At 36.8% G+C, this 25,614-nt stretch carries 23 protein-coding genes and 1 tRNA gene; 9 read left to right on the top strand and 15 right to left on the bottom strand.

What is annotated here, in order from left to right; genetic code table 11:
* Nucleotides 1-447 precede the first annotated feature (447 nt).
* A complete protein-coding gene (locus tag KTJ72_RS06505; protein ID WP_041152992.1) occupies nt 448-1,422 on the bottom strand; it encodes an AEC family transporter in 975 nt (324 codons plus the stop codon).
* 660 nt (nt 1,423-2,082) lie between these two features.
* Entirely contained in the window at nt 2,083-2,856 is a 774-nt protein-coding gene (locus KTJ72_RS06500) for a (S)-acetoin forming diacetyl reductase (RefSeq protein ID WP_041152993.1), read from the bottom strand.
* A 231-nt stretch (nt 2,857-3,087) separates the two neighbouring features.
* Here KTJ72_RS06500 and KTJ72_RS06495 point away from each other — a divergent pair, with 231 nt between their 5' ends.
* The 3 genes from KTJ72_RS06495 to KTJ72_RS06485 all read left to right on the top strand — a co-directional run bounded on the left by KTJ72_RS06495 (nt 3,088) and on the right by KTJ72_RS06485 (nt 6,807).
* The gene (locus KTJ72_RS06495) at nt 3,088-4,425 is read left to right on the top strand and encodes a dihydrolipoyl dehydrogenase family protein (RefSeq protein WP_217304432.1); all 1,338 of its coding nucleotides are present in this window, start codon (nt 3,088-3,090) and stop codon (nt 4,423-4,425) included.
* Between the two features lie 151 nt (nt 4,426-4,576).
* Nucleotides 4,577-5,917 carry a dihydrolipoyl dehydrogenase family protein gene (locus tag KTJ72_RS06490; RefSeq protein ID WP_041152995.1) on the top strand — a complete coding sequence of 447 codons (1,341 nt, stop codon included), beginning with the start codon at nt 4,577-4,579 and terminating at the stop codon, nt 5,915-5,917.
* Between the two features lie 92 nt (nt 5,918-6,009).
* A complete protein-coding gene (locus tag KTJ72_RS06485; RefSeq protein WP_217304431.1) occupies nt 6,010-6,807 on the top strand; it encodes a DUF975 family protein in 798 nt (265 codons plus the stop codon).
* Nucleotides 6,808-6,914: 107 nt separating this feature from the next.
* On the opposite strand, the gene KTJ72_RS06480 is transcribed toward KTJ72_RS06485, so the two are convergent.
* Together KTJ72_RS06480 and KTJ72_RS06475 are read right to left on the bottom strand one after the other, a co-directional pair.
* Complete coding sequence (locus tag KTJ72_RS06480) at nt 6,915-7,361, bottom strand: universal stress protein (RefSeq protein ID WP_052471491.1); 447 nt, start codon at nt 7,359-7,361, stop codon at nt 6,915-6,917.
* A gap of 32 nt (nt 7,362-7,393) precedes the next feature.
* The gene (locus tag KTJ72_RS06475) at nt 7,394-8,953 is read right to left on the bottom strand and encodes an Nramp family divalent metal transporter (protein WP_217304429.1); all 1,560 of its coding nucleotides are present in this window, start codon (nt 8,951-8,953) and stop codon (nt 7,394-7,396) included.
* Nucleotides 8,954-9,191: 238 nt separating this feature from the next.
* On the opposite strand from KTJ72_RS06475, the gene ade reads away from it, so the two are divergent.
* On the top strand, nt 9,192-10,865 hold the full coding sequence (ade, locus tag KTJ72_RS06470) for an adenine deaminase (protein ID WP_217304427.1): 1,674 nt from the start codon (nt 9,192-9,194) through the stop codon (nt 10,863-10,865).
* Nucleotides 10,866-10,905: 40 nt separating this feature from the next.
* Here the strand turns inward: ade and KTJ72_RS06465 are convergent, their stop codons facing one another.
* The 9 genes from KTJ72_RS06465 to yycF all read right to left on the bottom strand — a co-directional run bounded on the left by KTJ72_RS06465 (nt 10,906) and on the right by yycF (nt 21,372).
* Entirely contained in the window at nt 10,906-11,367 is a 462-nt protein-coding gene (locus tag KTJ72_RS06465; RefSeq protein WP_217304426.1) for an NUDIX hydrolase, read from the bottom strand.
* A 1,222-nt stretch (nt 11,368-12,589) separates the two neighbouring features.
* On the bottom strand, nt 12,590-13,381 hold the full coding sequence (locus KTJ72_RS06460; RefSeq protein WP_052471492.1) for a sulfite exporter TauE/SafE family protein: 792 nt from the start codon (nt 13,379-13,381) through the stop codon (nt 12,590-12,592).
* Between the two features lie 159 nt (nt 13,382-13,540).
* On the bottom strand, nt 13,541-14,353 hold the full coding sequence (locus tag KTJ72_RS06455) for a sulfite exporter TauE/SafE family protein (RefSeq protein ID WP_034533833.1): 813 nt from the start codon (nt 14,351-14,353) through the stop codon (nt 13,541-13,543).
* A gap of 186 nt (nt 14,354-14,539) precedes the next feature.
* Nucleotides 14,540-15,754 carry a S1C family serine protease gene (locus tag KTJ72_RS06450; protein WP_041152639.1) on the bottom strand — a complete coding sequence of 405 codons (1,215 nt, stop codon included), beginning with the start codon at nt 15,752-15,754 and terminating at the stop codon, nt 14,540-14,542.
* A gap of 57 nt (nt 15,755-15,811) precedes the next feature.
* On the bottom strand, nt 15,812-16,624 hold the full coding sequence (locus KTJ72_RS06445) for an MBL fold metallo-hydrolase (protein ID WP_057197172.1): 813 nt from the start codon (nt 16,622-16,624) through the stop codon (nt 15,812-15,814).
* A gap of 21 nt (nt 16,625-16,645) precedes the next feature.
* The gene (locus KTJ72_RS06440) at nt 16,646-17,473 is read right to left on the bottom strand and encodes a two-component system regulatory protein YycI (protein WP_217304425.1); all 828 of its coding nucleotides are present in this window, start codon (nt 17,471-17,473) and stop codon (nt 16,646-16,648) included.
* A gap of 17 nt (nt 17,474-17,490) precedes the next feature.
* A complete protein-coding gene (locus KTJ72_RS06435) occupies nt 17,491-18,789 on the bottom strand; it encodes a YycH family regulatory protein (RefSeq protein WP_217304424.1) in 1,299 nt (432 codons plus the stop codon).
* The gene (walK, locus tag KTJ72_RS06430; protein WP_041152643.1) at nt 18,779-20,635 is read right to left on the bottom strand and encodes a cell wall metabolism sensor histidine kinase WalK; all 1,857 of its coding nucleotides are present in this window, start codon (nt 20,633-20,635) and stop codon (nt 18,779-18,781) included. The genes KTJ72_RS06435 and walK overlap by 11 nt, the downstream gene beginning before the upstream one ends.
* 26 nt (nt 20,636-20,661) lie before the next feature.
* Nucleotides 20,662-21,372 (bottom strand): response regulator YycF, encoded by a 711-nt coding sequence (yycF, locus tag KTJ72_RS06425; protein WP_171823637.1) that lies wholly within the window; start codon nt 21,370-21,372, stop codon nt 20,662-20,664.
* A 360-nt stretch (nt 21,373-21,732) separates the two neighbouring features.
* On the opposite strand from yycF, the gene KTJ72_RS06420 reads away from it, so the two are divergent.
* Nucleotides 21,733-21,805 (top strand) — tRNA-Lys (locus KTJ72_RS06420).
* Nucleotides 21,806-21,889: 84 nt separating this feature from the next.
* Here KTJ72_RS06420 and KTJ72_RS06415 read toward each other — a convergent pair.
* Nucleotides 21,890-22,534 carry a CPBP family intramembrane glutamic endopeptidase gene (locus KTJ72_RS06415; protein ID WP_217304423.1) on the bottom strand — a complete coding sequence of 215 codons (645 nt, stop codon included), beginning with the start codon at nt 22,532-22,534 and terminating at the stop codon, nt 21,890-21,892.
* Nucleotides 22,535-22,813: 279 nt separating this feature from the next.
* Here KTJ72_RS06415 and KTJ72_RS06410 point away from each other — a divergent pair, with 279 nt between their 5' ends.
* Complete coding sequence (locus tag KTJ72_RS06410; protein ID WP_217304422.1) at nt 22,814-23,953, top strand: cation:proton antiporter; 1,140 nt, start codon at nt 22,814-22,816, stop codon at nt 23,951-23,953.
* Nucleotides 23,954-23,982: 29 nt separating this feature from the next.
* Here KTJ72_RS06410 and thiW read toward each other — a convergent pair whose 3' ends face one another.
* The gene (gene thiW, locus KTJ72_RS06405; protein WP_217304421.1) at nt 23,983-24,492 is read right to left on the bottom strand and encodes an energy coupling factor transporter S component ThiW; all 510 of its coding nucleotides are present in this window, start codon (nt 24,490-24,492) and stop codon (nt 23,983-23,985) included.
* A 299-nt stretch (nt 24,493-24,791) separates the two neighbouring features.
* On the opposite strand from thiW, the gene KTJ72_RS06400 reads away from it, so the two are divergent.
* The 3 genes from KTJ72_RS06400 to KTJ72_RS07215 all read left to right on the top strand — a co-directional run.
* Nucleotides 24,792-25,241: a MarR family winged helix-turn-helix transcriptional regulator gene (locus KTJ72_RS06400; RefSeq protein ID WP_217304420.1), complete on the top strand. Its 450-nt coding sequence runs from the start codon at nt 24,792-24,794 to the stop codon at nt 25,239-25,241.
* Nucleotides 25,228-25,506 (top strand): GNAT family N-acetyltransferase, encoded by a 279-nt coding sequence (locus KTJ72_RS06395; protein ID WP_217304419.1) that lies wholly within the window; start codon nt 25,228-25,230, stop codon nt 25,504-25,506. The genes KTJ72_RS06400 and KTJ72_RS06395 overlap by 14 nt, the downstream gene beginning before the upstream one ends.
* Nucleotides 25,491-25,614, top strand: a 124-nt coding sequence (locus KTJ72_RS07215; RefSeq protein WP_430385416.1) for a GNAT family N-acetyltransferase, incomplete at its 3' end; no start/stop codon positions are given. The genes KTJ72_RS06395 and KTJ72_RS07215, both read left to right, overlap by 16 nt.

Here is a 25,614-nt window from a genome sequence, read left to right as displayed (position 1 = left end):
CGCGATACGAATGTAAGCGCTTTATTAATCTATAAATAAATTATATTCTACAAAATTAAAATTAGCTACCGTTTTTTAGTTAAGTATTTATAAAGATATAAAATATATTTTATACATTTAAGTACTAAGTTAATTCGTTCATTAATTATTCTTATACTTTTATTTTGTGCACAAAAAAAGCCGACCCATTTCGGATCGACACAAATAAAAAAGAGACCGACAAACGTCAGTCCCCGATTTTTAATAACATACAAAATATACTACAGCGATAATAATAACGGCGATTACCATTAATGTGTAACAAATCTTTTCAAACATATGAATTCCTTCTTTGCTTCCGCATTTAATTTATTTAAAGTTTAGGCTAACTACCCGCACTTGTCAATTTTGTTATATGTAATAAAAAAACGCTGGAACAAATCCAACGTTTTTTACTTTATTACTTTATTAGATGTATTGAACGATTGTCATTAAGATAGGAATAACAATGATGAACAATACAGTTGAAGTAGTTACAATGTTTGTAGCGTACTTAACATCCCCGTGTGATTCAGCAGCTAGGATTGGTAATACGGCTAGCATTGGAGTAGCTGATTGAACAATCATAGTTTGGCTGAACATTGTTGGTAGTGATACACCACCGTGAGCAGCAGCAGTTAGGATAACAATCATAACAACTGGAGCCAATACGAAACGACCTAATAGTGCAACAACAGTGTCGCGGTCGAATGAAATACTCTTTAGACCAGCATCAGCTAATACAATACCAATGTAGATTAGTGATAGTGGAGTAACTAAACTACCAACGTATGATAGTGTTTGTGATAAGAAAGGTACCTTTAGTACTGGAATGTTTAGTAGTAAGAATACTAAAGCAACTAGGAAACCAACAAGTGGCATTGGAATAACTTGCTTCCAGTTGATCTTGTGGTGTTCCTTTGGTTGACCTGCCTTAGTAGGATCATCGTTACTGATTAAGAAGACACCGAATGCCCAAGTAGAAACAGTGTTGATGATGTAGTATACCAAGAAGTAAGTCATTGACTTGTCACCGAATAAGGCGATGTTCAATGGTAGACCAATGAAGATAGTGTTAGCGTTAACGATAGCGTTAATGAATACACCACGACGACCTGGTCTAACCTTCATGATTTTAACTAGTGCAAAGGCAATTAGGTAACCGATAACAACTGAGATAACACCCCAGATTAGGTAGCTACCGAAACTTACAAGCTTACCTCTAGTTAGACGACTTAACACCGCAACGAAGATTGAAGCTGGTAGAGCGATGTTTTTGATTAATTTAGAAATGTTCTTGCTGAATGTATCTGCAAACCAACCGGTTTTTCTTAATACATATCCTAATAGCATAATTAGAACAACAACAAGGACACTTTGGATTGAGTTAATAAATACTCCCATTATGAATCCTCCTATTTGATATTAAAAATAATTATTGCTTAATTTAAAACACGATAAATACTATAAAACACCCTTAAAGATATAGTCAAAGGATAAGTTTGTTATAAATATTTTTTATATCAATAGTTAAAATCCCGTTATATTAGTCTTTATCATCGTTTTTATGCTTGTTTTTCAAAGAAATTACTAACACTGTTGATAATGTGGAAATAATAAATAGTACAATTACCATGATTAACATACCGATCACTTGCATCTAATCCCTCCCAAATGATTACTTCGTTAATAAAATTATAGCGAATTTTCAATTTTTTCTCAAAATATTGTTGCATAAAATCTATAGATATGGTTTAATATTATATGTCGCTTGAGGTTACATCTCACAGACAAACTTAATATTTTGAGCTGTTAGCTTAAGGTAAAAGCACTCAGTCCTTTGCTGAGAAGATGGTGTTCAAAGCATCACAGCTCACTAACTAAAGTACTTTGAAGATTTTATCTTTGGGGTACTTTTTTGTTAAAGAATAAAAGTTTGTTTTTGTATATCTCACAAAAAAAGAGCCGCTTCTTAATTGAGGCGGCTCTTTTTTTGATCTTTTTCTACATATAATAAAAAGCCATAGGATAACCTATGGCTTTTTTCATATCCAAGATATGATTTTAGTGGAATTGCATACCACCATCTAGAATTAATGTTTGACCAGTCATGTAATCTGAGTCTTTACCAGCTAGGAATGAAACACCAGCAGCAATGTCTTCTGATTCAGCTAAACGACCTAATGCGATATCCTTAGAGAATTGTTCCATACCCCATTCGTCATCCTTACCTGCATTTTGACCAACTTCATGAGCAATGTCCATCATCATTGGTGTTTTAACGATACCAGGTGCGAATGCGTTAACAGTAATGTTTTCACATGCTAAATCACGAGCAGTAGTTTGTGTGATTCCACGGATAGCAAACTTAGTACTACCATATAGAGTTAAGTTAGGGTTACCAACAACACCAGCTTGTGAAGTAGCGTTGATGATCTTACCACCATGACCTAGTTCTTTGAACTTAGCTTTGGCAGCTTGAGTTCCCCAAATAACTGATGCAACGTTGATGTTGTAAACAGTGTTGAATTGTTCTGGAGTGATTGTGTCAACTGGAGTAGTTGGACCAACACCAGCGTTGTTAACAACAACGTTTAAGTCACCCAATTGTTTTACAGTTTCTTCAACTGCAGCAAATACTTGGTCTCTGTCAGCGACGTCTGCTTGAATAGCAATTGCCTTACCACCGTTTGCGTTAATTTCTTTTGCTACTGCTTCACCCTTTTCAGCAGTACGGTTAACAACAGCAACTGCAAAACCGTCTTGAGCTAATCTTTCAGCGATTGCTTTACCGATACCTTGGCCGGCACCTGTAACAAATGCAACTTTTTGAGTCATAGTAACATCCTCTTTTCTTCTTTTGTTTATTTATTCACAAGATGATTATATACTATTTTCATTAATTTTAAAGCATTTATATTATTAAATTTTTATTAAATCCATAATTTTTGTTATGTCTTACACTATATAATCTGAAACTAATTAATTGAATTAAATTTCCCAAGAGTTTATGTTATATGTATACAAAGATTAAATTAATATCTTATATTAAAGAAGGAATTGATATCTATGACTGAAAAATTTGATTATGATGTTCTATACATCGGTGCTGGTCACGGTACTTTTGATGGTGCAATGCCACTAGCCGCAAAGGGTTATAAAGTTGCCGTAGTAGAAGCAGATAAAATCGGTGGTACTTGCCCTAATTGGGGTTGTAACGCCAAAATTGCTTTGGACTTACCTGCACAACTATTAGAAACTCAAAAGCGTTTAAGAAACATTGTTAAGGGCGATTTAAGTATTGACTGGACCCAAAACATGCTAAATAAACATAAAGTAATTGATAGTATTCCAAATGCCATTGAAGGTGGCTTGAACACCTTCGGTATTGATGTTATCAAAGGATACGGAAAGCTAACAGATGGACATACTGTTGATGTTGACGGTAAATCATACACCGCAGATAAAATTGTTATTGCTACTGGTTTACGTCCACATAGACTAGATGTTCCTGGTAAAGAAATGGCTCATGATTCAAAGGACTTCCTAAACATCGACGAACTACCTGTTCATATTGCAATTATCGGTGCTGGATACATTGCCATGGAATTTGCATCAATTGCCAATGCTGCTGGTTCAGAAGTAACTGTTATTATGCATGGCAATCGTGCTTTGCGTGGATTTAACGGTGAATATGTCGAAGCTGTCGTTAACGATTTGAAGGAAAAAGGCGTTACATTTGTTGAAAATGCCGAAGTTCAAGAATTCCACGAAGAAAAATGCAAGACTACTATCGAATTATCAAACAACCGTCAAGTTTTCACTGACTACATTTTAGATGCTACTGGTCGTATTCCAAATGTCGAAAACATTGGTTTAGACGAAGTTGGCGTTAAGTACGATAAAAAGAATGGTATTGAAGTAAACGATCACCTACAAACATCAGTTGATAGTATTTATGCTTCAGGTGACGTTGCAGCAACTGGCCAACCAAGATTAACTCCAACTGCAATGTTTGAATCACAATACCTAACTAGCCTATTTACCGGTGAAAATAATGATGCAATTGATTTTCCTGCCATCCCTTCTGTTGTGTTCACTTCACCTCGTATCGCCCAAGTCGGTGTATCGGTTGAAGAAGCTAAGAACAGTGACGATTACACTGTCGAAGAACACGATATGACTGCTGATTGGTACCGTTCAATCACTAACGAAGAAATTGCCAAACGTGCATACATCTTCGATAAGGAACACCACTTGGTTGGTGCAACCGAAGTATCAAACGAAGCGGATAGCGTAATTGATTCAATTCTACCTGCCGTCGCTCTAAAATTAGACAAAGCTCAAATTAACAAGATTGTTCACTTGTTCCCTACTATCGGTAGTGATGCTTGGCAACATCTATAAAATATTAAATAAAACCACCCATTCGGGTGGTTTTTTTAATGTTTAAAATTCCGTTAAAATCGAGTCAATATATTTGTTTGCAACACTACAATATTGTACATTAATTAATATAAGAAAATATAATAAACGTAATAAATACGGAGGCTTTAACATGAAAAATCCTAACTTCGATTACGATGTTATCTACATCGGATCAGGCCACGCCGCATTCGACGGTGCTAAAACACTTTGCAAACAAGGTTTCAAAATCGCATTTGTAGAAGCAATCGCCGTTGGTGGTACTTGCCCTAACTGGGGTTGTAACGCCAAAATCTCACTTGATGGACCAGTCACTCTAGCCAAGACCCAAAGACGTATGAAAGACATCGTTGAAGGTGACACTAAGCTAAACTGGAAAGAAAACATCAAGCACAAACGTGAAGGAATCTTACCAATCAAGGTAGACCGTGAAGCAACTATGAAGAGCTTAGGAATGGATGTTATCCATGGTTTCGCTAAGTTCACTGACGCTCACACACTAGAAATCAATGGTGAACACGTAACTTCAGACAAGATTGTTATCGCCACTGGTTTAACACCACACAAAGTTGAAATTGAAGGTACTGAATTATCACATGATTCAAGAGACTTCATGGAATTAGAAGACATGCCAAAACGTATGGCCGTTGTTGGTACTGGTTACATCGCGATGGAATTTGCTACTATGGCAAACGAAGCAGGTGCTGACGTTACTATGTTCATGCACGGTGACAAGGCATTACGTCCTTTCTACCAACCATACGTAAAAATCCTAATGGACGAAATGAAAGCATCAGGTATCAAGTTTGTTGAAAACTCTGGTCTACGTTCATTCAGCCAAGACGGTGACGAATACACTGTTACTTACGCTGACAACCAACAACTAACTGTTGATTACATCCTAGACGCTTCTGGTCGTGTACCAATGGTTCACAACATGGGTCTAGAAGAAGTTGGTGTTAAATACGATGATAAGAAGGGTGTTCTAGTTAATGAATACCTACAAACATCAGTTGAAAACATCTACGCTTCAGGTGACGTTGCTGCTACCGGTCAACCAAACCTAACTCCAACAGCAACTTTCGAATCACAATACCTAAAGCACTTATTTGCCGGTGAAACAGATCAACCAATCGACTTCCCTGCAATTCCATCAGTAGTATTTACTTCACCTCGTATCAGTCAAATGGGTGTTACCGTTGATGAAGCAAACGCTAGTGACGAATACACTGTTGAAGAACACGATGCTACTAACACATGGTTTAGACAAATCACTAAGGAACCTGTTGTTAAGAATGCCTACATTTTTGACAAAGAACACCGTTTAGTTGGTTTTACTGAAATCTCAGACCAAGCTGATAACGCAGTGGACATGATTGTTCCAGCCGTTAACATGAAGATGACCCCACTTGAAATTGAAAGAAATGTTCACCTATTCCCTTCAATCGGTCACGACACTTGGAAGAACATCTAAATCATTCTTAACCAAAAATTAAACCCCGGTCAGATTTATTCGGCCGGGGTTTTTGGTATAATTAAGATATTAAACTAAACAGGAGGATTATCATGTACAATCGAGCAGAACAAAAACAAGAAGTCAAAGGCCTAATTCGTGGTCACCAACGTTTCTTCTTCATCCTATTTCTACCATTTTTGCTAACTTACATTGCTTACAACGTTTTAGCTAACCAAGTAAGCTTTAACTCAGCTTTAAAGGTAGATGCCACAAACGTTACTACTAACATTACAAGTAATGACGCCGTTAACTATGTTGCAACATTTATTTTCATAATCTTATCTTCAATCTTTTTACTTGGTGCTATCTACACCGCATTCAACGTATTAAGAGGCCAAGATGATTTCCAAAAACCACTTAGAAAATCACTAACATTTATCGACGACCAACGTCTTTTCTGGGGTACTACATGGACTTGGATTTTAAGATCAATCTTATTATCACTATGGTCACTACTATTTATCCCTGGTTTTCTATTCATGATTTTACTACCAAACGCTTCAGGATTATCCCTTTCAATCGCTGAATTCATCGCCGTATTCGTATGGTTAGTCGTTAAGAGTTTCGCATACAACCAAGCACTTTGGGTATACAGAGATGCTAGATTGGAAAACAAACCGGTTAGTGCCTACACTGCCATTATGACTAGTCAAGACATTATGAAGGGCTACAAGGTCGATTTCCTTATATTACAACTATCATTCACCGGTTGGATGATTCTAGTTGCCATTACTTCCGGTATCGTCGGAATTTACGTATTCCCTTACTACTACATCACACAAGTGAAGTTCTACGAATTCGTAAAAGAACAATTCAAACAAAAACACACTGCTTTAGAGGTTGAATAATAAAAAAGCCATAGGATAACCTATGGCTTTTTTGTTTTACATAAACAAAAAAGACCCAAGATATTATCTTGAGTCTTTTTTCGGAGTGAGTAATTAATCAATAGTTTTTATCTAATCACCATAACTGATACTGGTGAGTATTTTGCCATGTAGGCAGCTTGGCTACCAAAGTGACGAGCTAAGCCCTTCTTTGATTCTGATCCAACGATCAATAAATCAGGGTTAACCTTAGGAAGCACATCCTTGATGATGGTTTCCCCAGCTTCACCGGTTGATGCAATAATATCAACATCGGCTACACCGGCAGCTTCAGCAGTTTGTTTGTATTTTTCTAGATGTTTTTCTAAATCTTCGTACTTACCATGAACAAATTGTCCTGATAATGATTGGAAAACATTGATATCTTCGTCTTCTAGCACTGAAACGATGGTTAGCTTTGCGCCTTCTGATTTAGCACGTGAAATTGCGTACTTGAAAGCTAATAAAGCGTCATCTGAATCATCGACAGCAACCAAAATATTCTTGAAATTAATTTCGACGTCCATGTTTTGCATAATTTTCGCCTTCTATTCTTGAATTTTTTATTTTAGTCTTCTCTGTTTCTTAAACGTCTGTTACCTAGGTATAGTTCAACTAATGTCCAGATTAGTAGAAGAATGATAACAACGTTAATGATGTTAGCAATTACACCAGCTTCTGCGTTTTGAGCAGCAGTTGGGTTGTCACTGAAGAAACCAGCAACGGCAGGTTGCATGTTAATTGCGTTTAAGTAAATAAGAACTAACACGGAAATCCAACCTAATACTTTAACCCATAGGGTATTCTTGAAACGACTACCCATTTCTTGAGCACTGTTAGTCATCATTAACAATGGAAGCATTGAGAATGGTAATGCGAATGCTAAGAAAATTTGTGAGTTTTCAATCAAATCGTTGATCGCAGCATGTTGTTTTAGTGTTGATTCACCTGCAGTTAATAGCACACAGATAAGCACTGGAACAACTGAGATTAAACGAGTGATTAAACGACGAGCCCATAGAGGAACCTTCAAGTTAACGAAACCTTCCATGATAACTTGTCCTGATAGAGTACCGGTAATTGTTGAGTTTTGACCTGAAGCAAGCAATGCAACGGCAAATAATGTTGATAAAATACCAGACTTAGCAACACCAATTAGAATTGGGTTTGATAACATCTTTGTATTGTTTAAAGCATCAAATAGACCGAAGAATGATGTATCTTGAACGGCACCAGTCTTAAATACGGCCACACCCATGATTAATAGTAAAGCGTTAACGAAGAATGCGAATGTTAATTGGATGTTTGAGTCCCAAGTAGCAAAACGAACAGTTCTTGCAACGTCTTCTTCATCGTTGTGATCGATTGATCTAGTTTGAGCAATAGCTGAATGTAGGTATAGGTTATGAGGCATAACAGTAGCCCCAATAATACCTAAAGCACCTGATAGTGGAGTCATTCCAGCAACTGGATGGTCACTAGCAAAAGTACGTTCAGTTGGTACTAAACCTTTAATAGCGCCAAACCAATCTGGGTTAGATAGTACAACTTCATAAATGAAGACTACTAAGATAACAAGGATTAAACAAACAACAATTGCTTCAATCTTTCTGAATCCCACTTTAGTTAATAATAGCAATAATAAAACATCAAATACGGTAAGGAATACCGCTAAGATTAGAGGAATGTGGAATAAAAGATATAACGCGATGGCCCCACCGATAACTTCGGCGATATCAGTAGCCATGATTGCTAATTCAGTCATAATCCATAGAACAACACCAAGTGTCTTTGAGGTTCTTGAACGAATGGCTTGTGCTAAATCCATCTGACTCACGATTCCAAGTTTAGCCGCCATGTATTGAAGTAACATCGCAATCAAACTTGAAATTAAGATGACAGACATCAATAGGTAACCAAAGTTTTGACCCCCTGTAATTGATGTAGCCCAGTTACCTGGATCCATGTAACCAACCGCAACTAATGCACCTGGTCCAGAGTAAGCGAATAAAGTCTTCCAGAATCCCCAGTCCTTCGGAACTTTAATTCCACCGTTAATTTCTTCTAGTGAAGGACCGTTGGCATATTCAACGAAGCCCTTTTTTTCATGTGAAACGTTTTCACTCAAAGTTCTTCACCCTTTCTATTTTTAAGAACAATACAATTGTACACTACATTTCCCCCTTTTTAAACATTTTTTTAGGCACTACTGAAAAATTACTCTATCAGGTATAGAAAATATATCTATTAAAGGCTTAATACCACGCGCATTTCCCGAACATTAAAATAGATTTGACTTTCTTTCATTAATGTTTCATAATACTTGATAATTTTAATCAAAATTAAATTAACGTTGGGGTGGAAAAATGCAAACAATCGATTTACTTGTTCAAAATGGAAAAGTTTTAAACGTATTTACAAACAGCTTCGAAATTAATGATATTTTCATTAACAATGGCAAGATTATTGCTGTCGGCAATCATTCAGAGTTAAAAGCTGAGGAAATTATTGATGCTAACAACCAATTTGTCGTTCCTGGTTTTATTGATTCACACGTTCACATCGAAAGTTCACTAGTCACTCCATCAGAATTGGGTAAGGTATTAGTGCCCATGGGAATCACTTCTATCGTCGTCGATCCACACGAAATCGCAAACGTTTCAGGCGCCGACGGGATTAAATACATGATTGAAGACGCCAAACAAACTCCACTGGAAGTATTAGTGATGTTACCTTCATCAGTTCCCGCTACCAGTTTCGAACATAATGGTGCTACTTTGACGGCCGAGGACTTGCACCCACTATATAATGAAGAATCCGTAATCGGTTTAGCCGAAGTAATGGATTACCCAGCCGTACATAATAAGGATAAAGACATGATGGCCAAACTAAAGGATGCCCTAGACCACGGGTATCAAATCGACGGTCACGGTGCCGGATTATCCTTGGAACAACTTAAGGAATATCATGAAAATGGCATTACTACCGATCACGAATCAGTCAGCCTAGAACAAATGAACGACAGACTTGCTGCCGACATGAATGTCTTCTTAAGAGAAGGAACTGTCGAAAGAGACTTACAAAACACCATTCAAGCAGTCACTGAAGATAATTCCGACCGTTTTTCATTCTGTACCGACGACAAGTTCATCACTACCATCATTCAAGAAGGTAGCATTAACTTCAATATTAAGTTAGCCATTCAATATGGTTTAAAACCCGAAACTGCATACAAGATGGCCAGCTACAACGCCGCCGTTGCTCACAAACTAGATAAGTTAGGCGCCATCAAGGAAGACTACCAAGCAGATTTAGTCATTGTAGATCACCTAGACCAAGTCGACGTTAAGACCGTCATCAAAAATGGTAAGGTCATGACCGAAGAAAGTTTTAACACTACTCCAATTGAGTTCGACGAAAACTGTGTCCACCAAAACCTATCAGTTGATGATTTAAAACTACCTTTAAACTCAAATAAATGCCATGTAATGGGTGTAATTGCTAATCACATTGAAACTACCCACTCTATCCAAGAAGTTCCTATAGAAGATGGTTATTTCAAAACCGATTTAGCAAACGACGTTTTATTGATGGTCGACGCGGAACGTCACCATCAACTTGGCACTTATGGTTTGGCACTAGTTCATGGTTTCAACATCAAAAACGGTGCCATTGCCACTACTGTCGCCCATGATTCCCATAACATCGTCGCCGTCGGAACCACCAAGGAAGCCATCTACCGTGCAATCCAAGAGGTTACCGCTACTAAGGGTGGAATTGCCGTTGTCGACGAAGGAAAGACTTTAGCCACCATGCCACTACCAGTCGCTGGATTGATGTCTGATAAGTCATGGCAAGCAGCCAGTCACGAACTAGAAGAAATCGAGGCAGCATTTAAGAAAATTAGTGATGGTGTCGATTTCGACCCATTCATCACCCTATCATTCTTAACACTACCCGTAATTCCAACGTTGAAACTAACCGACCAAGGTCTGTACGACTTCAATCAACAAAAAATCATCAGTGTAGAAGCTGAATAAAACAAAAAAACTTATCCCACTAAGGATAAGCTTTTTTATATTACTCAAAATAAGGATATTTATTTGAATAGTAATTATTGATTGCATTCATATGTTGTTCATTAAAAATTTTAGGCAAATTTTTAAAATCGAAATAACCCAAATCCAGTGTTTCATCGCTTACTAGATTACTTATTTTGTTATTCCTTTTCACCAAAAATAGAGCAAGTATGGATTGTGCTTTATCACCATTAGGATAGTTTTGAATAAAGTTAGTAGAGACACCAAAAAGGTCCGATACTTTTACGTCCAACCCCGCTTCTTCTTTAAATTCTCTGACACAAGCATCCATTGCTGTTTCACCGAATTCAATAGCTCCTCCAGGAAGTCCCCAGGATTTAAAATCTGCCCTCTTTTGAAGCAATACTTCATTTTTCTCGTTTACTAAAATACCACCAGAAAAGTTCAATATAATCGGATTATGACCTACTTTACTTCGGATATCTCTAATATAATCCACCATACTTATCTCCTTTTGTTAGAACTGTTTTTATAAATATAAAACAAAAAAGCTTATCCCGCTAAGGATAAGCTTTTTTAGTGCAATATAATAATAGTCTAAATAATAATTACCGTCGAGAATGCTTTTATTATAAGGAATGAAAAGTATTACGATTTTGGGATAAATCTGCGTGACGGAGATGCATCACCGATTGCTTAAATTCTCTAAATAACTATCAATTGCTTTTTCGACCATTACGTCTTAATAAAAGAATTGCAACTTAAATACATCTTTAAATGCAGCATCTAAATACTAGAGAAGGTTCAACAACTTTTAAAACGAAATTCATACGAAACTGTCATTATCAAAGCTTACGTGTACGTTATGAAACATAACTTAATAAATGATTGGGGGAATTGACTGATCTGTGTGTCTACCATCACACAGAACAATACATAATCATATGAATCAGAAATAATAAATAATAGCTAAACACTATGTGTCCTAATGGATCAACCTCAATCAATAAAAGGAGCAATGCTAATGGCTAAAAGCATCACAATGATCCTACCAAATCATTGCTGCTAGATATCCACCACAAAGTTATTGATGAGAAATAGTCTCTCAAGTTAGACTATTTATTCCGATTAAGAAGTAATCAACGAAAAGTGCATTATTTAGATTACTTAAATTGTCTTAGGTTCGCGTATTTGACATACAAACCATAACAATATGCATTTACGATATAAACAATATAGATAACATATTGATTCATCATCCAACTACCATTCGTCCACCGAATTTTTTCGTCGCGCGTCTTAGAAAAAATAGAAATGGTAATCAAATCAAGATATTAAATATATAGATTATAAAGATGTAAACTCCACAAAAGTGATCATTTGCATGCATCACCTGAGGAACAATTTTGTATTGTAGCACTGCTTTTACATAATTTGTAGTTATAATTCAGTTAAGTTTTAATTAATGATTATAGGCTTCAAATATTGCAATATCACCTTTTATCATTTTACTCTTAGTTTTATTTTTTCGTCTTGTACGGCATAATCACAGAAAACATAATAGATAAACTTAGTGTTAACTAATAGTATGAAGATTGCATCGTACATGACGCAATCTCTCCTTTTTAGTTATAAATATAAATAGTTTTTAATTATCAATTTTATCGTTTCTAAAATTACTCACATTTTAAGCACAAAAAAAGAGCGAAATTTTTTCGCTCTTTTTATAGAAAGTGGACATGATAAGCTGAAGCAAATTGAGTGTAAGCTAAAATCAAGGCCAAAATTCCAGTCGCAATCTTGATAAATTTAACAGGTAGCACACGCACAATCTTTGGTCCGATATATCCACCGATAAAAAAGCCAATTCCTAATGGTAGAACTAGGATCCACACAACGTGTGAGAAAAGTGAATAGTAGACGGTTGCCACAATATTGGCAGCTCCCATCGCTACGTTTCTAATTGCGTTACTTACGGTGTATTCATTATATGTAGTTCTAGTTAGTAGGACTAATAATAAAATTCCTGATGCAGCGCCAAAATATCCGCTGTATGCACCAATTAAATATGTAAGGACAATGATGGCGATATTCTTTAGCCAAGTCCATGGCGTATCTTTTTTGGCTGCAGGATTAAAGTTCAATGCACCTTCTGTATTTTCGTTAACTTCTTTCTTGTCTGGAAGCAAAATCATTAAACCACCAAAGGCAATAAAGAATGGAACGATATGGGTAAAACTAGAAGATGGTAGTGCAGTTAGCAAAATCGCCCCTGTAATTCCACCAAAGAAGATGATAACCATAATCTTGAATAGTTCTTTCCAGTGACCTCTAAGTTCACGGGTGGAAGAAATACATGATCCAACGGCATTAAACATTAGTGATGCCTTGTTAACCACGTTTGCGGAAACAGCTGGTAGTCCAGCAAAGTATAGCAATGCGGGATAGGATACTAGTGATGATAAACCGGTAACTGTTCCCAAGATTCCTGCCACGATTCCAACAGGAATAAACAATAAAATAATCCAAATACTTACACCTAAAATAGTAATGACTTCTCATCTCTTTTTCTACTAAAATAAAATCATAATTTCATATTAACATTTTTCGAATAAAAGAAAAGGATAAAAAAAGCACCTACCGTTATAAATAACAATAGGTGCCAAAATTTATCTTTAGAAGAAGTAGAATAAGTGAATACCGTAAGCTGACACGAATTGAGTGTAAGCTAGGTATAGCGCTAAAATACCAGTAACGATCTTGATTAACTTAACTGGTAATACACGAACCATCTTAGGTCCAACGTAACCACCAATTAGGAAACCAATACCTAGAGGAATAGCTAGTGCCCAGTAAATGTGGGTGCTACCGTGTTGTCCATACTTGAATGAGTATAGGATAGTACCGATAACGTTAGCTGAACCCATGGCAACGTTTCTGATAGCGTTGTAAACAGGGAATGGATCTTTACTTGTTCTTGATAGAACAGCTAATAGAATAACACCTGCAGCAGCACCAAAGTAACTACCGTAGATACCAATAACGAAGAATAAAACGATCATTCCGAAGTCAACAAGCATCTTCTTTGAGCCAATGTTGTCTTCTTCAACTACCTTAGCAGTAGGTGCCTTAGTAGTGTCCTTGCTTGGTAATAAGATACCAATACCAGCAGCTGCAATAAATACAGGTACTGCGTATTCAAAGTCCTTTGATGGTAAGAATGTTAGTAAAATAACACCAACGATACCACCGAAGAAGATGATAGTCATAACTTTGAATAGTTCCTTCCAGTGTCCATCTAATTCGCGCTTTGATGAAACAGCTGAACTAACTACGTTAAATAGTAAAGCGGAAGTGTTTGTAATGTTTGCTGAAATTGGGTTTAAAGCACCCCAATATAGTAGCGCTGGGTATGAGGCAAGTGAAGCTAATCCAGTTACAGTACTTAAAATACCGGCAACGATACCAACTGGAATGAATAATAGCAATGTCCATACACTAAAACCAAAAATAGTGATAATGAAAAACTCCTTTTATTTATCAATTTAAAATCCGATATATAAATTTATACAACTTATTTAGATTAAATACAACCCCTTAAAAACGCCAAAACGCTGACAATGTCCAGCATGTCAGCGTTTTCATAACTTTAAATTTTTTCAGTTTATTTCATGTTATTGATTGATTTTCAATTGAGAAGTACTTTCCGTCAACTTAATGGTTCCAGTCTTTAATTTTCCATCACGGTAGTACTTAACACTTACCGTTGATCCAAGTTTTTGACTGTATAGAATGTTCTTAACTTCGTCTTGGCTAGAAATCTTCTTACCAGCAAGTTCAACAATCACGTCGTATTTCTTCAATCCAGCGTTTTCAGCAGGGCTATTCTTAGTAACTGTGTAAACCACAACCCCATTTTCAACGGATGATGGTAGTTTTAGGATTGATTTTTGTTGGCTAACTGCAATATTAGTTAGGTCAACGTATTGAATTCCAAGAGCAGGACGTTCAATCTTTCCGCTCTTAACTAGTTGGTTGATAATCTTAACCACTTCGTTACTTGGAATGGCGAAACCAATTCCTTCAACACTAGTACCTTCACTATCAGAAGCTAACTTCATTGAGTTAATTCCGATAACTTGGCCGGCTAGGTTGATCAATGGACCACCGGAATTACCAGGGTTGATTGCAGTATCAGTTTGGATAACAGTGGCAGTGTTACCTGTAGCTTGACCGTTTGAACCAGTCAATGGCACTTCACGTTTCTTAGCGGAAATGATTCCTTGAGTTAGTGAAGAAGCGTAGGCAGAACCTAGTGGTGAACCAATTGCTAGAGATGTTTCACCAACCTTAATGTTGTCAGAGTTACCAAATGAAGCGACTGATTTGATCATGCTTCCGTTAATTTTCAATACGGCTAGGTCGGTCACACTATCGGTACCAACAACTTTGGCTTCCAGTTGTTTACCATTGCTTAATAGCACTTGAATTGCTGAAGCTCCGGACACAACGTGGTTGTTAGTTACGATGTAAGCTGCGTTTCCGCTCTTCTTGTAAATCACACCAGAGCCTTCACTGTTAGCTTCAAGTTTGCTAGAACTCTTACCTAGCATTGAATCAAAAGAGTCCGAACTAGTTGATTTTAGGTTGATTACGGAAACAACTGAGTTCTTAACAGCTTGGTATGCTTTTTCTGATTGTGATTGCACATTAACTTTTAAATTTGATGTTGATGCTGTACCACCGGCGTTAGAACCTGCGGGTACGGCAACGTCGACACCTGTGCTTTGCAACAAGCTCGCACCACCGTATGCGATTCCTCCACCCAATAGTCCGGCCACTAAGGCAATTAATCCTGTTTTTAAGACAAATCGGTCACTTTTTTTCATAAGGTTTTCCCCCTATCAATTTATTAATCTCATTATATTAAATAATCTTAAATCAAACTAAAGTGTAAACAATTTAGATGCCTTTTCAACATCGGTATCCAATAAATTAAAATCGGTGCCTACACCAAAATCGTTTTCTTCTAACATCGATGCGACAGTTAGATGGGCTAATTCCTTCACGTTGTTGTGATGGCTTCTGTGCCCGATAAATATGCGTTTTGTGTCATATCCGATACATTCCATTAGTGAGTTAGCACCATCTTCGTTAGATAAATGGCCCTCATCACTCATGATACGTTGCTTCAATGACCATGGGTATTCCCCACTTCTAAGCATTTCAACGTCGTGATTACATTCCAAAACATAGGCATTGGCGTTATTGATAACACCGAAGATATGATCTGAGATGTAGCCTGTATCGGTTAAGACAACGAAGCTCTTGTTGTGATGATGAAAATCGTAGAATTGTGCTTGAGCAGCATCATGAGAAACGGCAAAACTTTCGATATCGATGTCACCAAAGTTCATTACCATGTTTGGTGGGAAGATATTCTTTTGTTCGTTTGGAATTTCTCCGATGGTTTCATGCATTGCATCCCATGTTGGTTGGTTTGCATAGACGTTAATTTGTGGGTAACGTCTTGCCAATACACCGACCGCCTTACTATGGTCGGTGTGTTCATGGGAAACCAACAACATGTCGACATCCTTCATTGAACGGTTAATTGACTTCATCAATCTTTCGATTCTGACACCGCTCAAACCAGCGTCTAGCAGTATTTTATGTTGATTAGTTTCAATGTAGGTTACATTACCCCCACTTCCACTAGATAAAACACTAATTTTCATATCGTCTGCTTCGTTGTTCATTTTGATCCTCTTTCTAAAATTCTAATTCGATTTAGTAGCCGATTGAGTCGAGCTACTACTGTCCAAGATGGCACCGTTAAAGGCATTGATTCTCTTAGATACTACTGAAGAGGAATCAGAAGTCGTATATCCAATTACCCAAGTTGGAATTAAGACGATATTGTTCTTAATTGATAGTAATTGGGTATAGTACAAGCGAACCCATTTAATCTTTGAGTTATCAGGAATTTCGTTGTATTGGTATAGCCATACTAAAGCCTTAGCGGGTGAAATGATGTCGGTTTTTTCACGCAAAATGCTGACATCATTCATGTAACTTTGCGTATATCCTTCTAATAAGTGATCGTTACTAATGTCGAAGGTAATTTGACCATGCTTTGTACCATATAGCAATCCGTCAGATGTTTTCTGTGAATACACAATACTGTTCTTGGTAGATAAATCAGAATTGTATTCATATTCCGTCCCGTGTGAAACGAAGATGGACTTCTTCATCAACTTATCTAGGATATCACGGTAATCGCCGGAATATAGACCGATTGGTCGTTTGAAAGTACTTCTTAAAATGTGATTGGCGTAAGTTACCTTTTGGTTAGATAACTTATTGACGTCGTTGTTTAAAGTGTCATCGTTGACTGCGGATAGGTAGTATCCGGTTTGACCACTTGTAGATAGTTTAGGTGCTACAGTGATTTGATCATTTTGCATTTGCTTAATGATTTCTGTATCACTACCTTGATTACTATTTTCGGTTTGAAGATGTGAGTTTTCTCTGAACAAAGAAAACAAGAAGACATCAATCATCACGAAGATAATCAAGAAAATGATTTGTATCTTTTTAAAGTCCATGTAGCTTTCCTCCTATCTTATTGTGGTCCCCTTGATAACATTTGGGTGTAGTTCATGTATTTACCGTTATACTTAACAAACCATGTTGGTTGTAGAGTAATCAAAATGTCGGATGACTTAGTATTACTCCATTGGTAAGCCAACTCGATATCTGTAATCTTATTGGCACTGTATCCATGATTACGTAAATTGTTCAATAGTTCGTCAGTAGTAATTAGTTTAGTATCCTTACGTCCGGTTGGTACCGGAATTTGAAGGGTATTTAGTGAGAAGTTGTACTTCAAGGAAGTGTTATCAACTAATCTCATTTCAATTGCCCCGTAAGGAGTTTGATCGAAGATTGGGAAACCTTCAACATAGTTTCTGTAGACAACTTTTGAATTCTTAGAATCGTAGTCGAAAAAACGAATATTGGCTAAGGTATCGCTAACTAATAGTTGGGAAATATTTTGATATGAATCCTTCAAGAACTGGGTCATATTGGTAGAAATATTGCCTGGATGACTATCGTAGTAGTTAACCTCGCCATCGTTTGAAAACGACAACTGACGGGAATTTTCGTCATTGTATACAGTTGAGCTACGGTGACGTTTGACACTGATATCTTGTGAGTCTGATAGCAGTCTTGTCACGTAGTAATTTTGTGAAGTTCGATTAATCAAGTAACCATATTGAGGCATGGTAAATGACTTATAGAAATCAATAAATGGAGTATGGTTAATCATCTTCATCTTAACAGGAATTGCTCTAACATTATCCTCGATAACCTTTTGAATCCCCTTCACGTTAGTATCTGATACATGAATTTTATAGACCTTGTAGTTATGGTCTGCGAATAGGTAAATATCATTACTATCGTCAAACGGAATCACAATTCGGTTAATTGAAACGTTAGGCAATGATTTAAAACTCTTACTAATGTATTGGCTAACAATCTTCAAGTTCAAGGCATCCGGATAGTTTAGCATGACAGAGTCATCTGTATTTAGATACTTAAGATAATTTTCTTCATTACTCTTTACCTCTGTAAACTTAGGATCCTTGTAGTTGTTCATTTGTTGGCCAATTTCGGTGGTTAAGTTAACTGATTGGTTAGTTAGAACGTATTGCTTACCAGAGTCCTTTGTTCTAATCACCTGAGTTGGTGAATAGATGGTCGACATTGGTTTAACATCAATCTGACTACTTTGCGTAGAAACCTTTTGACTTGAACGGTCATAGTGAGCCGGATTAATCAAAATGGAGGCAGAAAGGGCAAAACTAACTACAACTGCAATCGTTAATAATGCTGGTAGTATAAAATATTTAATCTTCATCCCATAAGTCCTCCTCGATTGGTTCGTATGGTAGTGAGATGTAGAAAGTAGAACCTCTATTTTCGGTACTTTCTACCCAAATCTTACCGCCAAGTGCTTCAACCACTTCTTTGGAAATTGCTAATCCAAGACCAGTTCCACCTTGGGCTCTAGAACGCGCCTTATCAACACGATAGAAACGATCGAAAATGTGTGGAATGGAACTTCTAGGAATTCCCAATCCTTGGTCTCTAACGCTTAAGATAACGCTGTGCTTGGTCTTGTATAGTGAACAAGTAATTACTCCACCATCAGGAGAATACTTGATGGCGTTGTTCATTAGATTATCAATTACTTGAGTAAATCTATCGGTATCGACTTCCACCCATAGGTCTTGTTTAGTGAAATGACGTTCAATGCGGTAGTGCTTATTAGGCTTTTCGCTATTGTTGTCATCCGACTTAATAATCATGTCGAATCGATTCAAGATATAGTTGAATAATTCAGTGATGTTAACTAGTTCCTTATCAATCTTTTGGGTTCCAGAATCCATTCTAGACAAAGTTAATAGATCGTTAATCATTCGAATCATACGGTCGGTTTCTTCTTGGGTAACCTTCAAGAAGTTAGGTGCGATTTCTGGATCCTTCCAGGCACCATCTTGTAAGGCTTCAATGTAAGAGTGAACACTGGTTAGCGGTGTTCTTAATTCGTGAGAAACGTTTGAAACGAATTCCTTACGGTCATTATCAATCTTTTGTTGTTCAGTGACATCATGTAGCACACAGACTAGCCCTGATACGAAACCAGAGTCTCTTTGAATTAGTGAGAAATGGGCATGCAAGATTAGGTCATGATCCTTATCAGAACGGTCGATGATGGTTTCATCTGGATTTTCGATTAAGTCACGTAGACTGTATTCTTTTCTGATATCCAAAATGTCTAGAATTGAGTTACCTAGTGCATCTTGTTCAGTTGTTTCTAGGAAACTAGCCGCTTCATCGTTCATGATGATGACGTATCCACGACGGTCGGTCGCAATAACACCATCGGTCATGTTGGTTAGGACAGAATCCAGTCTTTGACGTTCTGATTCAGTTGATTCTTGGGATTCTTCAACCTTAACTGAAAGGTTGTTAACCGCATTGGCAAGTTGACCCAATTCATCACGTCCATACACGTGAACTTGACCGGAGTAGTCCCCACGGGCAATTTGTAATGTTTGTTTCTTCATTTCATCAATTGGTTTAGTAATCGCCTTTGAAATCACGATGGAAATTAATAAACCAGATAGGATGGCGACAACAGCGGCAACAACGTAAATAACCGTGATTTGGTTAATTTCGTTATAAACGGTATTTAAATTAGCGTGCACGTAAACAACACCGACTAATTCGTTGTTACTACTCTTGATTAGCGGTGTGATGACAGTATAATAACGCGAACTATCGCCCGGGTTACTAGTGATTGAACTAGATGAACGACGGTTGATAATCGCGTTTTTAATATCGGTTCTGAAGTTTTTTTGACCAACTGAGCTTTGATCGCCGACTTCGTTTGTTCCACGAATGGTGTTCTTAGCATCAACAACCTTGATTTCGGTGTAGTTATTACTATCAATGTTGGATAGCAATGACTTAATTTTTACGTTGGCCTTGGTAGTACTAGAGCTTGAAAGCTCATTAGTTAAGGTTGTGTTTACGTAAGTAGGCACCTGAACTTGTTTCTTAAATGAAGCCATATTCTTGTTTTCCAATTGGTTAACAAAAACGGCCCCAACAATTTCTAGGGTCACCAATAAGATTAGCGCAAGCACAAGCGCAATTTTAAAATGAATTGATTGAAAATACTTAATCTTACTATTCACCGCAAACTACTCCTTAGTTCTGTCGATTATTCTTGTTCTGAGTTGCGTAGGTAGTACCCTACCCCACGTCTTGTGATTAGCCAGATTGGGTGACTTGGGTTGTCTTCAACCTTTTCTCTTAGACGACGAACAGTAACATCAACTGTACGAACATCACCAAAGTAGTCGTAACCCCAAACTGTTTGTAGCAAATGTTCTCTAGTCATTACTTGACCAATGTGTTGCGCTAAGTAATGTAGTAATTCGAATTCACGGTGAGTTAATTCGATGTTTTCACCACGTTTAGTAACGGTGTATGCTTCTGGATGAATTACAAGGTCACCAATCTTAATGTCCTTGTTTTCGTTATCAGAAACTTGGCCATTGTCGTTATTAGATTGACGACGCAAGTTGGCCTTAACACGGGCAACTAATTCTCTATTTGAGAATGGCTTTGTAACATAGTCATCAGCACCTAATTCAAGTCCTAAGACCTTATCTAATTCTGAATCTTTGGCGGTTACCATGATAATTGGCATGTCATGTGTCTTTCTAACTTCTCTGGCCACTTCTAGGCCGTCGACTTTAGGCAACATCAAATCTAGGATAATTAAATCTGGAGATTCTTCTTCAACTTTTTGAAGTGCTTCTTCCCCGTCGTATGCGACTACAACGTCATATCCTTCTTTTTCTAAATTAAATTTTTCAATATCTGTGATCGGTTTTTCATCATCTACAACTAAAATTTTTGCCATAATATTCTATCTCCTTAACAGGAATTGATTTGTTTTTTCTTCATGTAAATGTTAACGAAATACTATCACTTCAAGGATAGTTATACTTTTATCTATTTTTAAACCGTTAACTTACTACATTATAACACGCTTGGACTTTTGTTTTCTAAACGTAATGTTCTTGCAATGAAGATTTAAAGTACGACATTTTTATAAAATTAGGGGTTGTCAAAATAATAATTATCATGCTATTATAAATATCGTTGATTTGAGGCAAGGAATTGATAAACATCTTGTTAATTAATTTTAAAAAAGGTGTTGCAATCCTTACTCCAACATGGTATTATAGTTTTTGTTGGTTGATAGCCAACAGATAAATATTTTGGGCAGTTAGCTCAGCTGGCAGAGCAACGGACTCTTAATCCGTGGGTCCAGGGTTCGATCCCCTGACTGCCCATAACTGATAAAAAGACATCGCTTCGGCGATGTCTTTTTTTGCATTTCCCCCAAAAAACGTCTTAATTATTTCAGGATGTTTTTTCTATAGGATCATCAAGAATATTAATAGGTTCCAAATCATGTGCATGATAATTGGTGCGATGATTCCGTTTGATTTATTTCTGGCTAAACCGATGAAAATGGCCACAATCGAATGTGTGATAAAGATAAATGGGTTGAATAATGAATGAGCCAATCCAAAGAATAATGATGAAATGATTAGCGCTGTGGTTAGGTTAGTTGTCTTTTTAACGTATGTGAAGATTAGACCTCTAAAGTAGAATTCTTCAACGATTGGTGCCAAAATCACGCTGATGATGATGAAAAAGTATTGGAGTCTAACATCTGTAAAACTAGTCATGTGAACTAGTTTTTGATAAATCGTACCATTAGGCGTCTCACTCATCAACATTAATAAAACAACGACCACAATCATTTCGATGGTGTAGACTATAAGTTTTTTGAAAAAATGACTATCCTTAAACAATCTGATGAACTTTTCTTTGATCAACCATCTGTATAGGATGATTGTTACCCCAATGACAACTACAATGGCGAAAATCACTTGGAAGATTAAAGCTAGAAAGTTGCCGCCGCGAAAAGAATTAAGCGGGTAAGAAATCAATCCCACAAATGGTGATAGAATCAATAATCCGATTAAAATTAATGCTCGTTTTAAAATTGTCATAACCGTTTATCCACGTTAAGTAGACTTCTCCCCCTCGTTTGTTTTTATCTTCATCATAGTTTATAGATAAGGCTTTTCAATCTTTGCGGGGAATTATTTACCAAAATTTAAAAATATTTTCTAAATATTGCTAAACATACTGATAAATTAAGAAATAACGTCAATTTTTCAAATAAAAAAATTCATCTTTTTTCATATTTATAGAACCAAATCCGTCAATATTTACAGGATTTCAATCTATGTTTATAATTTCTGTAAACAAAACGAAAGGAAGATTTAGTGGATTACATTTTATCAATCTCCGTCATTCTATTAGCTGCTCTGATTACCGGAAAAATATTTTCTAAAATCAATCTACCTCCAGTAGTCGGACAATTAATATCTGGTGTCATAATCGGTCCAGCGATTTTGAATCTCGTGAAACCAACGAATTTAATTTCGTCATTGGCTGAATTAGGCGTGATCTTATTAATGTTTATCGCCGGTTTAGAAAGTGATTTAAAACTACTCAAACAATATTTCAAACCCAGCATTGTCGTGGCCATAATGGGAATTATTTTCCCGGTTCTTGGTATTTTTTGCACCAGTAAGTTATTTGCTTTATCAAACATTGAAAGTCTATTCATCGGCGTTATTTTTGCCGCAACATCGGTATCAATCTCGGTCGCCGTACTAAAATCAATGAACGCCCTAAATACAAAATCAGGCGTTACAATCTTAGGGGCCGCAGTGGCAGATGATATCCTTTCAATTTTGCTACTAAGTGTTGTTATTACGTTTACCAGTGGTAGCGCTGCACAGGGAAACCCAAACATTATCCTTTTGATATTAATGCAAATTGGATTCTTTATTTTCGTTTGGATTTTATTAATCTTAGTCAACAAATTCAAAATCAAACTTAATCCTACATTGGCACCAATAGTTGGTTTAATCGTTTGTTTATTATTATCCGCTTTGGCAGAACATGTTAAAATCAGCGCAATTACTGGAGCGTTCTTCGCTGGTATATTAATTGGACAGACTAACTACAAAGAATCCGTTAACCACCAAATGAACCAATTTGGTAACTTATTATTTATTCCAATTTTCTTCGTCAACGTTGGTCTTAACATGAATATAAGTGGAATCGTAGAAAACGCACCATTATTTATCTTGTTATCAATCGCTGCTGTTATAACGAAGTTCTTGGGAGCATATTTAGGATCTCGTTTCTTTAAATTCACTCGATTATCAGCAACCGAAATTGGTGTCGGAATGATTAGTCGAGGTGAAGTTGGTTTAATTATTGCTGAACTTGGTTTGAAAAATAATATAATCTCAGATAATTACTACTCAACAATCATTGCTTCAATCATATTAACCACAATTCTGGCACCATTATTACTAAAACCAATCGTGATGAAAATAAAACAAATATAAAAAGACCCCCAGTGGGTGTCTTTTTTAGTTTAATTAAAAAATAGCTTTTGAATATCTTTAAACTGACGAGTTTTTGAAAGTCTCAATAATATAACGTATGCGATGACAGATCCTGAAATTGCACCACCAAAGAATTTAGGAGTGAACACGAACCAAAATAATTGGTTAGAGCTTCCAGTGTACCAGACCATCACAGGATATGAAGCAAGTGAACCCAATACCCCAGTTCCGATAATTTCACCGATGACAGCCATCCAGTTTTTACGGTAGATAAGATATAGTAGTCCGGCCAAAAATGCCCCGAAAACTGCTCCGGTGAATGCTAGTGGTGGAATTCCTAGCAATAACATTCTAAGACAAGCACAGACGATGGCCATGACTAGTGCGTACCAAGGTCCCATCAATACCGCTGCAGTCACGTTTAACACTGATGACATTGGTGCCATTCCTTCAATTCTGAAAATGGGTGATAAAACAAAATCTAGTGCAATCATAATTGCTAAGATTGTTACTTTCTTGATGCTAACTTTTGAATCCATTAATAAAGCTCCCCCTCAAATATGTATACTTCATTAATGGAGTTTTCCTGCACAGTATCTTAATTAAAAAAAGCCCCTATCTATTTAGATAGGGACAGTCCAAGTGCGTTTATCTTCCCTAGCGCCAGCATTATCTGGATCAGGTTCTTGGGTATAATCTCAGCCGATTAAGGCACCCCATTAATGTTTGTATATCCAAATCATAGCGTAGTTTAGTCTAATAGTCAAAGAAGATTTTTAAGCTATGTAGTGGACAAAAGCCACTATTTAGATATAATTGTTTCAAAGGATGTGATGGTATGGATGATAAACAAATCGAAACAATCAGACATTTTAACCGTGAATATACCCAACGATTAGGAATTCTGCAAAAAAACGTCTTTAACAGTGAAATCAGTTGGGCAGAAGCACGAATCTTAATGGAAATTAACTACCTGCAAAGTCCTACCCCAATTAAAATTTCCAACAATTTAGAACTCGACAAGAGTTATGTCAGCCGCGTCATCAAACGTTTGAACAAACTAAACTACGTCGAAAAAACAACGTCAGAAGATGACAAACGATCAAAGCTGTTAGTCTTAACCCCTACCGGAAGGACAGTCGTCCAACAGCTCAATACTCATTCCGATGAACAAATTCAATCAATCGTAAATAATCTCGACAACGAGGACCAAGAAGCTTTCTATCAATCAATTAACACCCTAAATAAACTACTAGAAAAAGGTGGAATCAATCATGTGGGAGACTAAACAATTTTCAGAACTAACACTAGAAGAACTATTCGAAATTTACCGCGTCAGATCAGAAGTATTCGTTGAGGAACAACACATCGTCTACACCGACCCCGATGAAAATGACAAACAGTCACTGCATGCTTTTGAAACAAATGGTAAGACCGTCACCGCATACGCCAGAATCTTCAAGGATGGTGACCACGTTACATTCGGGCGTGTCTTAACTACCCAACAAGTCCGCGGCACGGTAAGGGTAAGGAACTCTTGGAATACATTCTAAAAGTTATCAAAGAAAACTTCCCTAACACCAAGGTCGAAATCGACGCCCAAGCACATGCAGTTGGTTACTACGAAAAAGGCGGTTTCAAAATTACCAGTGAACCATTTA

This window comes from Apilactobacillus waqarii (assembly GCF_019061205.1).
Taxonomy (GTDB): domain Bacteria; phylum Bacillota; class Bacilli; order Lactobacillales; family Lactobacillaceae; genus Apilactobacillus; species Apilactobacillus waqarii.
Note: the sequence above shows the minus strand (reverse complement) of the source record. Positions and strands in the feature narration are given on the sequence as shown.